The organism is Globicatella sanguinis NBRC 15551 (genome assembly GCF_001552295.1).
In the GTDB taxonomy this organism is placed as follows: Bacteria; Bacillota; Bacilli; order Lactobacillales; family Aerococcaceae; genus Globicatella; species Globicatella sanguinis.
The window spans coordinates 1-14,137 of the sequence record NZ_BCQX01000057.1 but is presented as its reverse complement, the minus strand read 5'-3'; the positions used below and the strand labels follow the sequence as shown (position 1 = coordinate 14,137).

The following is a 14,137-nucleotide window of genomic DNA, read 5'->3' as shown; positions in this document are numbered from 1 at the left end:
CTATCCAAGTTTTGTAAAATGTACTTTTACTAACTTTTGCTTTTTTCATCAATTCATTATTTGTCATGTCTAAATCTATCAGTTTTTTAAATAATCTTTTATAACTAAAAGTTCTCACTATACCCTCCGTAGAAAAATTATATTTATTATATTATACCATTAAATGTTTTTTAAAGAACGAAAATAGTCTCTTTTTAAGTAATATTTGAATTATAAAAAAGAAGCAGAATAATTCCACTTCTCATACTTAATATTTTCTTGTCTGTAATATTCCAAACAGTGTTTGGAATATTACATCTCATTTATTCTATTTGAAATAATTATCACTACATCAACAACCTTATCAAAAGTCAGATCTCCAATATAATTATTTTCACTCAGATATACTTCCCACAAGGATCTTTGGTATGAATCTTCTTTTATGTCCTAGATTATTTCCTCATAGTCTTTGATTATCTCCTGACTTCCTCTTTTGTCGGAAGTTCTTTCTATTGCTTCTTTTAAAATTTTATAATCTATATCATCTTTTTTTAATTTGTAGAGGATGTATAGGTCATAAAAGTCTCTCATTCGTGTTGTTGTTATATTTCTTCTGATTATGGTTTCGTATTTTTCAGCTAAAATTGTTTCTAATTGGTACGCCATTTTTTTATATATTCTTGGCTAAAGATACAGGGATAGGTGTATTCTATTTTCCTTGGTGTAATTGCATCTCCTGTTGTAATGTCAAGTTTCATTGGATTTTTTACTCATTCCTATTTTTACTAATAGACATCAAAAGAGCACCTACCATTTGATAGATGCCGTTAAATGAATTTAAATTACTCTTTTACTATAGGAACCCACAATTCCATTTTATAATCTTCTGAATTAGGGTCTCCATCTCCATATACTTCAAAATCGGGACTTTCATCATGTCTATATCCTTCTTTAGGGAAGAAATATGAAATAATATACTTCCAACCTTCGTGAATGCACTTTGGTATAGGTCCTTGTAAGCTTACAATAGCATACTCTTTTTCAGGAATACTGAGTATATCTAAACCTAACTCCTCAGCTTTTACCTCATTCGTCAAATCAAAACCAGCTAAGTATATAAATGAATCTTCTTCATTCATTACATAGTCATATCCTACGCCAAAGATTTGACCATTACCAAACTCTTCAAATTTTTCTCTTGGTACTTTTTCAACCAGTCTATCCCAAACTTTTGGGAAATTTGAACTCTTAGTCACATCTGATTTAATACCAGCTACTTTAAACGCTCTCTTTTTCTCAATTTTAATATCCATTTGATTTCCTCCTTGAACTGAAATTGAAAAGTAGATTCTTGGGAAATATTGATACTTTTCTCCTTTTTTTACTTGACCTGGAGTTAGCTTATGAAAACTTTTAAAAGCTAAGGCAAAAGAATCCTGAGAATTATAACCATATTTTATTGCGATGTCTATAATTCTTTTATCTGATTTTTTTAAATCAATTGCAGCATTTGTCATCTTTCTTAACCTTATATATTCAGATAATGAATATCCTGATATGATTGAAAATATTCTTGAAAACATTGGAAATGAATATCCTGTTATCCGTGTTATTTCTTTTTCATCAAGTTCATCAGTTAAGTTATCTTCAATATAGTCTATTGCTAAGTTAAAAGATTTCATTATATCCATATTTCCACCACCTTTCATTTAAATTGTACAAGGATTTATTAAATTATACCCGATAATGCTAATACAAATATTATAGCATCACATGTTTATAATATTTTTCTTCTCTGCCATGCTTCTTATCTTGCCCTTTATACTCTCGATATTAATCACGATAATACCTCCATATATTTTCTAATTTCATCTTCTATTTTAAATAGTCTACTGTATTTTATGAGTCGTCTTAGATTTTTATTTGGTGATTTAAAGTATCTTTTTAAAGCTTCTGTGAAAATCTGTTTATCTATTTTTTCTCTGTCAATTATGATGTCGCAAATTGTTCGATCTATATCGTAAACTGGTATGAGATTGCCTTGCGGTGATTTTATTTCTGTCTTTCCTATTTCGTATAAATCTTTTTTTACATAGTGAACTTGTAGATCTTCATATCTTTTTTTGATATGGCTTGCATTGTATCCTTGGGGTACAGATATATGAAATACATTTGGAGTTCTATCTGATAGGTCGTGGAGGTATAGGGCTGTTTGATGGGAAAATATAATTCGATTACTATTTGATGATATTAGAACAAAATCGTCTATTACCTTACCTTTTAATTGATATAGTCCTGGTCTCAATCTTTCTAATTGCCCACTTTTTGTTAATACTGATAAATTATGCCTACTATATCCAAGTTCTTCTGCTTCTTTGTTGGTGATTACTAAATTTTCTTGTACATATTCTTTAAGTGTATTCATAGTCCACCTCCTCTCGTTTACGCTTTTATTATATGTTATAAAAGCGAATATGTAAAGTTGGCTTGTGAATGTTTCATATTTTGAAAAGGATGTAACGAATCCTTACTCCCTTTCTAAAATTATTCTTTCTTAACTCAATACTACTAATATTATTATAGTTACTCTCCGATATTCGGAGTTCTTGAATTCCGATTTTCGGATGTCTGGACTTCTGATTTTCGGATGTCTGGACTTCTGATTTTCGGAAATCAGATTTTGTATTATTAGATATTTTTAAAATTTATATGTACCTACATTTTAGAAAAAAAGAGCAGCCTTGTAAGCTACTCTTGTAGAAAGTACAAAATGAGTTAATTATATTTTTTTGTGTTTCCTCATACCAGTTGCAAAACTACTCTTACGTTCATGTAGTTTTTTTGAGTCTTTTTGACGTATCCTTCTTCATCTTTATCGAAGACAAAATGCTTATAAAACTGCTTAAAATGCAGGATTTCTAAATTTACATCTTTTGTATCAACGCTATAGCTTCCACATGTGTCGGGGGTAAACTATGGATGGAAATCGGTATGTCGGGTGGGAAGTTTAGATGTAATTCTTGTCTATTGCTTATCATACTCGACCATTAACTTATCAAATAGTTCTTCCAATAAATCTAGTCTATTATTTACTAATCCACTCATATACAGTGAATAATTATTCGAATCCGATAAATCGAAATCCATTCGGTATCCTTTATCTAGCGCCAGACTTCTGACAACTTCTCGCTGAGTTCAACCATTACCTTCTCTAAACGGATGTAGATAATTAAGATTGTCCAACACGTCTACTAACCATTTAATCACCTCTAAACGATTATGAGACACATTCAACGTCTGCGCAAGTAGAGAATTGATATATCCTGCACCTTGTTCTAACCTTGACAAAGGCATGAACATGTGACGGCCCTTCCAATGTCCACAGTACGATACTCTCCCGCCCAATCATAAATAGAATTAAAAATAAATCGGTGAGTATACTTAACATCTTCCATCGTATAGATTTTTATTGGTAGGATATACAGTTCTATCAGGCGCTGATTGGTAATTTCTCGTTCTACTCGCTCAAGTGCTTCCAAATCTGTAATTGAAAATTTGTTACGAAGGACACCTGAATCACCATAGACATATTTTAAACCCGGATCATCGTACTGATAGTCCGGGTAATCTCTGTTATTCTTCGCCATATTTATCAAAAATTTCATCAGTTTGTTGTCTTACCAACTTCACATCCTGTAATGTCGGCTTCCAACCCTCAATCATATTTGATAAAATGGCATAAAGGGCAGCACGATATCTTTTATTAGAAGAAAATTCTACACCCATAATTGTCAGTTGATTTTCCTTAACTAGAATAAATTTTGAAGCCATCTTCATAATATCTCTTCCCTGTACTTAATCATATTATATAATGGAACACTCATCTATTCAGCCTTAATGATATTCAGAAAACGCTTGTAATTCACTTGAGAATTTACTATACTTAATTTAGGTAATGTACCAATTAGATCTTATTTTTGGTTTGTCGTACTGGCATTTGTGTTTCGGTGAATGATTTTTGGGGATTGATAACTATAGAGTATACTTAAATTTGATATTCAAGACTATATATCATTGGAAGGGAAGAAAACTATGAAAAAACTTTTATCATTGTTATTGTTCGCAAGTCTCTTAATAAAACCTCTGTCTATCGTTTCTGCCCAAAGAATAAATGATGCAACGCAGGATATATCGAATCCGGAAATAATAGAAAAAATGGCATTAAGGAAAAGTATTACAAGATATTATAGTAGAAGTGTTTATAATATAGATATATATTCACCTAGATATAACCCTTTCCCCACAGTGTATAATTATAACGATGGAGTATACCGAGGACAATTGCCCGTTACAAATTGGTATATTAGCCCATCCGATTACGTGGTGACTTACTCTGGCCTCATAGGTCCTTATGCTCCATTATCAATTATAGAGGTGGAATAAATGAAAAAAACAATCAATAAATTAATTATTACATCTAGCATACTTAGTACGATAGTTATTCCAACAAATAATGTATTGGCAGAAGAATATAATGTATTAGCTAATGTATTTGTGGAACCACAAGATAGAAGTTTCAACCCTAATGCCCCATTACCTCCTTCGAAAATATGGTGGGATTTTACCGTAGATACTAATTTAGGAAATCCATATTATATGTCAGTTGCGAGAAAAGATGGAATTTATAGGGGATATTTATCAATCAACTGGTATAAATCTGCAGGTGGATATTATACCTATGAAGGATATTTATATCCAGAAGGCAAGCCCTATCCCATTCCAGCTAGAAAATTAAAGGAGGTGAAATAATAATATGAAACGAGTAGCCCTTCTTTTTTTATCCTTCTTCTGTTTTCTTAGCTTAATGCCTAGCTATAAAGCGAATGCTCAGGAAATAGATGATTTCTTCGGTTACTATGAATTAAACCGTCAAGATTCCATTTTAAAAGGCTTTGAAATTCAAAAAAATATGTTTGGTGTAATAATTGATAATGAGAATATATTTAATGGCGAAGAAGATATTTATGTTGAATTTTTACTAAATTGGAGAAATCACTATACCAATGAAGATGCACTCGCCCTCTTAGAAGATGACGAGATACCTCAAAATAATAATTCAGGAACCTATCCAGCGTTAAACATTAACTTTTCCTATCGAGGTGTCTTTCCAACCTTTCAACTAGAGGTGATCAATCCCGATTATGAACTGGAAGGTAATCAACTAACTATCCGCTATAAAGATGATACGCTATATACATTCGAAATTTTAGAAGACGGAAAGATTTCAGATAAGCTGGGGAATCAGTTTACTTTAATTGAATAAGGTTCTATAATTTATAGGGTTGATGGAAGAAAAAATGGTTCTCTGTCAAATGATGTTGGTGGAGAATTTCCTGCCCAGAGAATTTTTCTCTGGGTTTTTATTGTGCTATCTATTAACTAAGCAGCTAACTAAGCAGCAGAATGTATATTAGCTTCTTCCTTTTCTTTTTCTTGTTGCTTTTCTTCTTTAAATGTTAAGGGGCGTAGGATTAGCTTGCCTTCGGATGTTAGTTTTTGAGTCAGGATAATGCGAGCCTTGAGATGGTCAAAGCGACGGTAACCGTAACCGGTTCGTTTAACGAGCTTGATTTTATTGTTAACTCCTTCAATATAGCCATTAGATAAGGTGTAATGACAAGCTTTCTTGATTCCTTCGAGATAGCGCTTAATGGTATTAAAGCTCTTACGAAGTGGACGAGAGAAGGTATATTTTCGGCTTTCTTCTAACAAGTATTCAATTTCCGAGTCATGATGGTGATTGACGGCAAACTTCATCCGATTGACCCAGTCATAAGCTTGCCTCAAGCGAGGATCTAACTGAATCAAATAGTCCACTCGCATTTTCTCAGTCATAACTCCCTCATAAAGACGATGAGCGTAATAGTTGGTAAAGTCTAACGTTTCGCTATTTTTGAGGATTAACTTCCACTCTTGCTTGAGCTTTCGATAATCACGTGGACGTTTTGTCTTGAGGTGATTCATCACCTTCACTCGTATTTGATTTAAGGTCCGATTCAGTAGTTGGATGACATGGAAGCGATCAATAATCATTTTGGCATCAGGAAAGAGCTCTTGGAAGAATTTATAGTAAGGACTGTACATATCAATAGTAATCGTCTTCACTTTTCGACGCTCTTGTAGAGAATAGCGCATAAAATAAGCTTCGAGGGTCTTTTGCGTGCGATCTTCTAAGACATCAAAAAGAGTATGCTTATGATTATTAACAAGCACGCAGGACATGGCTCCAACAGCTGATTTAACAGATTTAAATTCATCAATAGCTAGATGTTGAGGTAGATGTGGACGGTAGCTCTTCTCTGCTTCTAAACTCTCTTCAAGTATACGAATCACCGTGGTCACGGATACGTTGAAGTGTTGAGCAATCAAGGACATGGACTGTGTTTGAGCCAGTTCAAAAAGGATCATGTGCTTGATTCGCTTACTAATAAAGGAATGCGCATCCACCAGATCTGTCTGAGCAGTAAAGGTGTGCTGACAATGCTTACAATAGAATCGTTGCTTCTTCAAAACTAAACGAATCGCTTGAAAGTCTAGTTGACCTAGAAGAAGCTTGGACTTTACAAATCCGTGGTTGATGATATCTGCACTTGAATGATTGGTAGCACCACAGTGCTGACAAGCTGTAGGCCGGTAGGTTAAAGTGCCAATTAAATGGATTTCATTACGATTCTTATGGCGAACGGTTTCCACTTGGTCTTCTAATTTGATATGTGGGTCTTCAATTTTTAACAATTTTGCGATACAATGGTTCTGAGTCATAGGAACTTCCTTTCTAATGTTTGATTAGCACTTACATTTTAGGAATTCTATGGCTCTTTTTCAATATAAAATAAAAAATGATGCCAATGAGTTTTCACTCACCAACATCATTTATTATAGAACCTATTAAATTGTATCAGGTTGCTCGTTATCATTTTTCCACCTTATCGCACCAATCGACCTGTTCCCACATACCAACCCCTATTTTCCCTCAGCAAATCATCTTCTAGGTCAAAATTTCTACTTCCCAAGCAAATAACGAGGTCCCTAGACATCCATTAAACATCTAGAGACCCCGTTCTTATGCGGTTTATAACTTAACTTTTTCAATCAATACTACAGTCTCAACATGCACGGTCTGCGGGAATAAATCAACTGGTTGTACATATTCCAATCTGTAGCCGGCATCCGCAAATAATCGGCAATCTCTGGCACAAGTTGCTGGGTTACAGCTGACATAAGCGATACGTTCCGGTGCTTGTTCAATGACACTTTTGACAAATTCAGGGTCTAATCCCTTACGTGGTGGGTCGACGACCACGACATCAAATTGAACGCCTTCTTGGTTCCATTTTGGTAGAACTTCTTCAGCTTTTCCAGCTTCAAAAATCACATTATCGACATAATTATACTCAGCATTTTTCTTGGCCATTTCAATTGCTTGTGGAACAATTTCCATGGCATAAACTTGTTTGGCGTGATCCGCTAGGGCTAAGGAAATAGTCCCAATACCACAATAAGCATCTAATACGGTGTCGGTATCTTTAATTGCTGCTGCTTTAATCGCTTCTTGGTAAAGCACTTCTGCTTGTGGGGAATTCACTTGATAGAATGAATGCGCCGAAATAAAGAATTGCTTGCCTAACATTTGATCGCGATACTCACCTTCACCAGCCAATACGCGGGACTCTGGTCCCATAATGACATTGGTCTTTTTATCTTGGAGATTCAATATCACCGAAACAACTTCGGGTAATTGTACCATAATTTCATTGGTAATCGCTTCAGCTTGCGGCATTGTTTTTTGATTGATAACGAGAATCACCATCATTTCACCCGTATAATGTCCACGTTTGATAATAATATGGCGCATCATGCCTGAATGATTTTCTTCGTTATAAGCTTCAACTTTAAATTGGCGTAAAATATTTTTTACTACTACAATCGCGCGGTCAATCTCATGATGCTGAATATAAAAATTTTCGACTGGAACTAAATCATGAGAATTCTTTCTAAAAAATCCCGTCTCTAACTGACCATTCACCATTCTAGTTGGAATTTGCGCTTTGTTACGATATTCCCATGGATGACTCATTCCTAAAGTCATGCGCACGTCAATATTTTTAAAACCGCCTAATTTACGAAAGGCATTTCGCACTGTCTCTTGCTTAAAGGCAAGTTGTAAATCATAACTCATATGTTGCAAGGTCATCGTACCGATTTGACGACCGATGGGGTCGATAATTTCTCGACGATCATAAGCCGGATTTTCTATTTCAACTAAGCGAGCGAAACCGAAGTTTTTGGTCGCTTTCATGATTTTGGCATGAACAATTTCTCCAGGAATCGCGCCTTCAACGAATAATGGAAATCCGTCCACCCGAATCACGCCTAACCCTTCTGAAGTTAAATCTTCAACGAGTCCCACTACCTCTTGGTTTTTCTTAAAGTTTTTATTTTTTGACACGCGATTTCACTCCTCTTTCATTTTCTTTAGAATACCTTACTTTTAGGTTAAATTCAATGTGCAATCCCCTTCATACTTACGAAGGCTCTATCAGAATCATCTGACTATACTTTAAATTGTTCCTCAAAACAATACTTTTTTAGATCTAAGCCTATGGTATTACTTCTAGTATGTTTTTGAGATAAAAATTTAACCTTATGACAAAGGGGAAACGCCACTCGTCAAGCAGTGACTTTGAAAGTAATTCCAGTAGTTATGGTTAAACTTTCTAAATTGTTTATTCCAAAATTGGTTGTAAATTTTTTTGATTAAAAGCTTTAGCTTATCGGATTCATTCCACATATTTCACTAGAATAACTGTTATGACATGCTAGCGATTTTTCCACCAAAAAAAGATTCCTCTCATTAAAATATCAAGGAATCTTTATCAGATAATGTCTTTTATTTGTCTTATAATGTCCACAATAAAAGTCAAGTATCAAGAAATAACTTTATTACCACAATTTGTGCTCCTAAATAATTACATCATAATTGTTTTGTTTAAATTGCTTGATAGAAAGAAACAATAAAAAGAAGATACCCACCATAATAACGGGTTTCATATAAGGTCCATAATTTAGTGAGTCTGCTAATCGGTCGATTTCCATTAATATTCCAAAAAATTCCCATGCTACTGGTAATGAATAGAGCGCATTTTTTAAATTCATCATTATAGCAGTAACAATCACTAAAGAAATAATCAAGGTCATCGGTGCCCAAATAATTGGTTCTATCCCTAAACCATTCCAACTGATGCTGACTAAGTAACTAGCAATATTGACAACTGTAGCAATCGTTACCCAACCTGCATAAAGGCCAAAAGTGATGCTGGCAAGTCGATAGGGAATTTCTCGTTTATGTTGAAGTAATTTTTTGTTAATTGTTGTCAAACTAAAAAGTAACCCGAATATTAATAGTGTTGAAATGCCTATTTTTTCGTAAGAAAAACTTACAATCCACAATATATTAAAGATACAACTTATAAGAAAAATTGGAGATAAAATATCTATCATTTTTTTATATGCTTTGTCTTTCGCTTTTATAATCATCACAATCAGAGTGATTAAAAGCAATAGATAGATGACACTCCAAATTGAAAAAGTAATGGGCGCCGGTGTGGTCAGTGTATGGTACTTATCAGAAACTGCTTTTTGGCTCATACCATTGAATTGGCCTAAGGCACCTAAGGTATTGACACCTAAACTTATTAAAAAGGCCATTAAGTTAATCCATGCTTTTGTCCGTGTACTTAAATTTTTCATATTACATCTCCTTGTTAAAAATATTGTATAGTGGCTAGGCATCAAGATAATAAAATCAATTGCAAACGTGTTTGATAATTGTAACCTCTGTGATTAAATGCTATCAAACTACGATTTAAGGGCTTCTGTGATAACGGCTCAATAGTAAGATAATGTGTGCAGACTAATTAGTCATCATGAGAAACATGACTTACTTACTTCTAAATATCCCAGTTTAAAATAGTAAATACATTCGGATGATTTCTTTCGCAAAAAAAATAGAGCCTTTTTATTGGATGAATACTCTGTAAAAAAATTTCATAGCTTCGCCTTTTCATTACAAACTCTTTGACTTATCTAAACATAGAAATAACTTTATTTAGTTAATGAATCAGAACAGTCTCTGAAGCTTTTAATTTAATCGTCGCTTTTAATCATGAGATGCAATTTGCTTCTTTCATTTTACCAATTTTATATCCATTGGTAATACTGTTTCTTGTTATAAGGCACAAATATTTTCTGGCACTTGATAAAATATTTCATTTCTTTACAAGATTTGCATTCCTTTTGCTTCTAAATTTTTCAGACATTCAGATAAATAAGAGTCATTATGCTCTTTATAAATGGGATTATTAATAGATTCCTCTTTAAGATTCTGATACTCTTTTGCATTTTTTCCTCTATAATTTTTATCTTTCCATTCTTGAGATACATTGTACCCTCTTTGCTCCATTTCATTCATTACTAATAAATGGTATTGGTACAAGTGGTAAGGTGTATATAAAAATACGTAATCAACCGTCTCATGTTTCTTCCCCCATCCATTTCCTCTTAAAGCGCAACATTCTCGATGTTGGCCGAGTAATTGATTCCTAGGAAGCAGTGGTATTATCTTTTCGTGCCATAATCTCATTATCCTTACCTCCATATTATTCTAATTGTCAACTAACTCAACTGCGATTTTCTTTTAAAATATGACTGCGCATAAACTTAATAAATGCAGTCAAGTGCGTGCTGGTTAATGATACTTAAAGTGATGAAGTGGCACCAAACAGCGTTTTAAAGTCTTATTTGGTAACGGATTAACGGTGTCGTAGGAAGAATTTGAAGCGGAAATTATCTCATTTTCTACTCTTGTCCACTTTCCATTGTTATTATTTGGTTTTAAATAAAAAGCACAGCATTTTTACTATCTTTTGCTATTGTATCTGTTTAATTAGTTCTAACATATCATTTTAAATTGGTTGTTCCCCGTTTAAACAATCAACTAATTCTTTAATTTAAATACATTGATGGTTATATAATCTAATGATAGGAAAACGATATGTATCTTGATAGTTTTTAGTCCTAAATTAAAATCTTTAGACATTGCTTTCAATTTTGATTATTAAATTATTTTTTAATAGTGAAATAGATAAATGTTGCCTTAAGTATACACGATAAGACTGTCTAAATACTAAAATTATGATTTATCTATCTAGTTTTTACTTGTGAATCTAGGAATATTTCTAACTTCTCTTATATTATAGCAATTCTAGTTTTTAGAGAAACCTTCATTTTTAAGTCTTTAACTTAATTGATAATATTAGTTAAACTATGAGTCTGAGAACCCGATTGGCGAGCGCTCTTTTTTAACCTTTTTCGGGACAATTCTTATAATATTTATAAGAAACATTGTAATGAAGGATTATCACAGAAACTTTACGATGATAGTCGAATAAAGATACTTGTCTCTATAGCTAGCGCATTACTTTTCTCTGACATTATTATCAATAAATCCTTACATAACTTCTCATGCTTCCCATTAAATAAAATAAGAGGCCAAGAATAAACTTTCGTCTCATCCTAGCCTCTCGGTCTTGCTTATTTTTTAAACAAGCGTTGTTTAATTTGCCAACTATCTTTACTGTGACCATTAAAACCAATTTTAAATGCGATACGTGATGGATTGATTAACTCGGTTGTCAGTTTTAACCCCGCTGCTTTTGCAACTGCTGCTGCAATTGACAAGCCCATTCCGCTACCACCTTGTTCTCGGTTGCGAGCTGTATCACGTCGATAAAACCTTTCAAACAATTGTTTACGTTCTTCTTCGGTCATCGGGTCACATGCATTTTCAAACCATAATTCATGTTTTGATGAGTGCCATTTGATGATAATCGGGTCATTTCCTACATGATATTTAACCGCATTGTCTAATAAAATAGTGGTTAATTGACGAACACTTGCTTCATCTGTTGTTTCGACTAAATTATCCGGTAATTCTATCAAAATCGTTTTGTCATTCTCTTTAATTAAAGTACTCAATTCATTCATTTCATTTTTTATTAAATCTGTTAAGTTGACCTTTGTCATTTCAATGGTATTTTTACCTTCATCAAAACGAGCTAAAAGCAACATTTGCTCAATCAACATATTCAAACGTTTAATTTGATTACGATTACTTTCGGTCCATTCATTTTTATTGCCAATCATTTCCATCACATCATTATTTGTCGATAAGACAGCCAAAGGTGTTTTGATTTCGTGGCTAGCATTGCTGATAAATTCTTTTTGACGTTCAATATTTTTTACTAATGGCATAATGGCTTTTTTAGAGAAATAAGCCAATAATAAATACACGACAATTAACAATATGGCGAAAACCCCTGCCGATAAACTTAAAAAACGCACAATCATTTCAATTTCGGCAAAAGAGTCTACATACATCACTATCGTTCGTCCATCTAACAATACTCTCTTCATAAAGCGATAATAACCTGACCAGCCATGAGTAAGCTCTTGTCCATAGATTTCGGTGGCGGCTTCTTGAGCAGCTGCGTCAGTAATATTTTCTCCGATACCAATCGTTGTTTGGTTGATTTTCCCCTCGCTATCAAATACAACATAGAAAAAATCAATCATATCACGGGTTTCTCGTTCCTCTTTATTTAAACCAAAGAAGTTTTCAAAATTGAAGGTGTTATTACGAATTTTGGGCGTGGGTTCGATCAGGACGGTGGCGCCATTATTTAAAGTAATCTCACGTTGATTGATACCCAATTGCATTTCAACGAAGTCGAGTGTCTGTTGCTCTTGTCGACTAATGACTTGCGCATAATTGAAACCATTTAAGACTAAAAACAAAATGAGCATTACGACGGTAAAAGATCCCATTGACACAATCATAAAGCGGCGTTTCATCTCATTAATCAATTCGTTTCACCTTCATTCGCATTCAAACTCCCTATTATCTTATTTTATTCCAGAGTATTTATCGTCATTGTATCGTTTCGTTATGAATTGAGATAATCTTTAGCCCAATTTTATAATCTGCGAGGTAATAAACAAAGTGACCATCATGAGATTTTCTACTTCTTGCCCACTCTACCTTTTTCTTTTCTTCGCTCAATTATTCTTCCACTTCTAAAGTATAGCCTAATCCTCGTTGTGCAGAAATTTTCAACTTTGAATTTAATTGTTGTAATTTTTTACGTAATGAAGAAATATTCACCCAAACGACATTGATTTCGGCTTCTGAATCCAGCCCCCAAATACGATCCATGATTAATTCTTTGGATAGAACTTGGTTATTATTTAAAAAGAACATCTCAATCAATTGGAATTCTTTGTTATTTAACGTCACTTGTTTGCCATTGGCTTGGAGTTGATAATTACTGCGGTCTAAAATACAATCTCCAACCGTTAAAATCTCAGAAACAAAATTATTTGGGCGACGTAAAATCGAACGTATTCGTGCTAATAACTCTGGTGTATCAAAAGGTTTCGTCAAGTAATCATCAGCTCCTAAATCGAGTCCGGTTACTTTATCTTCTAATTGGTTTTTGGCCGTTAATAGTAAAATAGGTGTTTGATTGCCTTCTTTTCTTAATTGAAAAAGTACTTCAAATCCAGATTTTTTCGGCATCATCACGTCCAAAATCAGACAATCATAATGTTCAGATTGAGCATAGTATAAAGCATCTTCACCATCATGAACCACATCCACTATATATTTATTATGTTCAAGAATTGCTTTCAATCCTTTAGCAAGATCTTTTTCATCTTCTGCTAATAACAGTTTCATCTTAATCCCTCTTCTCTCTACTATTCTCAGATAGGCCATATTAACATTTCAATTGTAAAATAAACACCTAAAATTTAATTAAAACCACAGATTATCATTGCGTTCTTATTGATTCAATCCCTACTTTTATGCCAAAAATAGGCTTCTTTTGACGTTAAGTGGATAGTTTTTTCTTTTGCTCAACTTGCTTAAAAGCGCGGATCACATACACGATACCTTCGTTCACCACGGTCTGGTTCATCTAGTTGTATTCATTGTATCAAAAAAACGATATAATAATAATCATTAGCTGACAAAGGAGCC

At 33.5% G+C, this 14,137-nt stretch carries 12 protein-coding genes and 2 pseudogenes; 2 read left to right on the top strand and 12 right to left on the bottom strand.

Going from position 1 to position 14,137, the window contains the following annotated elements:
- From GSA01S_RS10975 to GSA01S_RS06160, 6 genes and pseudogenes are all read right to left on the bottom strand, one after another.
- Positions 1 to 118, bottom strand: a pseudogene (locus tag GSA01S_RS10975) (helix-turn-helix domain-containing protein); the annotation flags it as partial.
- 173 nt (positions 119 to 291) lie between these two features.
- Positions 292 to 746 (bottom strand): annotated as a pseudogene (locus tag GSA01S_RS06180) (nucleotidyl transferase AbiEii/AbiGii toxin family protein); the annotation flags it as partial.
- A 75-nt stretch (positions 747 to 821) separates the two neighbouring features.
- The gene (locus tag GSA01S_RS06175; RefSeq protein WP_066125868.1) at positions 822 to 1,670 is read right to left on the bottom strand and encodes an AraC family transcriptional regulator; all 849 of its coding nucleotides are present in this window, start codon (positions 1,668 to 1,670) and stop codon (positions 822 to 824) included.
- Between the two features lie 146 nt (positions 1,671 to 1,816).
- Positions 1,817 to 2,404, bottom strand: a complete 588-nt coding sequence (locus tag GSA01S_RS06170) for a type IV toxin-antitoxin system AbiEi family antitoxin domain-containing protein (RefSeq protein WP_066125867.1) — start codon at positions 2,402 to 2,404, stop codon at positions 1,817 to 1,819.
- Positions 2,405 to 3,314: 910 nt separating this feature from the next.
- Positions 3,315 to 3,626 (bottom strand): hypothetical protein, encoded by a 312-nt coding sequence (locus GSA01S_RS06165; RefSeq protein WP_143740045.1) that lies wholly within the window; start codon positions 3,624 to 3,626, stop codon positions 3,315 to 3,317.
- Complete coding sequence (locus GSA01S_RS06160) at positions 3,613 to 3,816, bottom strand: hypothetical protein (RefSeq protein WP_066125863.1); 204 nt, start codon at positions 3,814 to 3,816, stop codon at positions 3,613 to 3,615. The genes GSA01S_RS06165 and GSA01S_RS06160 overlap by 14 nt, the downstream gene beginning before the upstream one ends.
- A gap of 606 nt (positions 3,817 to 4,422) precedes the next feature.
- On the opposite strand from GSA01S_RS06160, the gene GSA01S_RS06150 reads away from it, so the two are divergent.
- Positions 4,423 to 4,788, top strand: a complete 366-nt coding sequence (locus GSA01S_RS06150; RefSeq protein WP_066125859.1) for a hypothetical protein — start codon at positions 4,423 to 4,425, stop codon at positions 4,786 to 4,788.
- Between the two features lie 4 nt (positions 4,789 to 4,792).
- Positions 4,793 to 5,302, top strand: coding sequence for a hypothetical protein (locus tag GSA01S_RS06145; RefSeq protein WP_066125857.1), 510 nt, complete (start codon positions 4,793 to 4,795; stop codon positions 5,300 to 5,302).
- A gap of 128 nt (positions 5,303 to 5,430) precedes the next feature.
- Here GSA01S_RS06145 and GSA01S_RS06140 read toward each other — a convergent pair whose 3' ends face one another.
- The 6 genes from GSA01S_RS06140 to GSA01S_RS06115 all read right to left on the bottom strand — a co-directional run bounded on the left by GSA01S_RS06140 (position 5,431) and on the right by GSA01S_RS06115 (position 13,834).
- On the bottom strand, positions 5,431 to 6,801 hold the full coding sequence (locus GSA01S_RS06140) for an ISL3 family transposase (RefSeq protein ID WP_006701371.1): 1,371 nt from the start codon (positions 6,799 to 6,801) through the stop codon (positions 5,431 to 5,433).
- 310 nt (positions 6,802 to 7,111) lie between these two features.
- Complete coding sequence (rlmD, locus tag GSA01S_RS06135) at positions 7,112 to 8,488, bottom strand: 23S rRNA (uracil(1939)-C(5))-methyltransferase RlmD (RefSeq protein ID WP_066125855.1); 1,377 nt, start codon at positions 8,486 to 8,488, stop codon at positions 7,112 to 7,114.
- Positions 8,489 to 9,000: 512 nt separating this feature from the next.
- Positions 9,001 to 9,789: a TspO-related membrane protein gene (locus GSA01S_RS06130; protein WP_066125853.1), complete on the bottom strand. Its 789-nt coding sequence runs from the start codon at positions 9,787 to 9,789 to the stop codon at positions 9,001 to 9,003.
- Positions 9,790 to 10,315: 526 nt separating this feature from the next.
- Positions 10,316 to 10,681 carry a TIGR02328 family protein gene (locus GSA01S_RS06125; RefSeq protein WP_066125852.1) on the bottom strand — a complete coding sequence of 122 codons (366 nt, stop codon included), beginning with the start codon at positions 10,679 to 10,681 and terminating at the stop codon, positions 10,316 to 10,318.
- Between the two features lie 950 nt (positions 10,682 to 11,631).
- Positions 11,632 to 12,963, bottom strand: a complete 1,332-nt coding sequence (locus tag GSA01S_RS06120) for a sensor histidine kinase (RefSeq protein WP_066125850.1) — start codon at positions 12,961 to 12,963, stop codon at positions 11,632 to 11,634.
- Positions 12,964 to 13,159: 196 nt separating this feature from the next.
- Positions 13,160 to 13,834, bottom strand: a complete 675-nt coding sequence (locus GSA01S_RS06115) for a response regulator transcription factor (RefSeq protein WP_066125848.1) — start codon at positions 13,832 to 13,834, stop codon at positions 13,160 to 13,162.
- Positions 13,835 to 14,137: the final 303 nt, after the last annotated feature.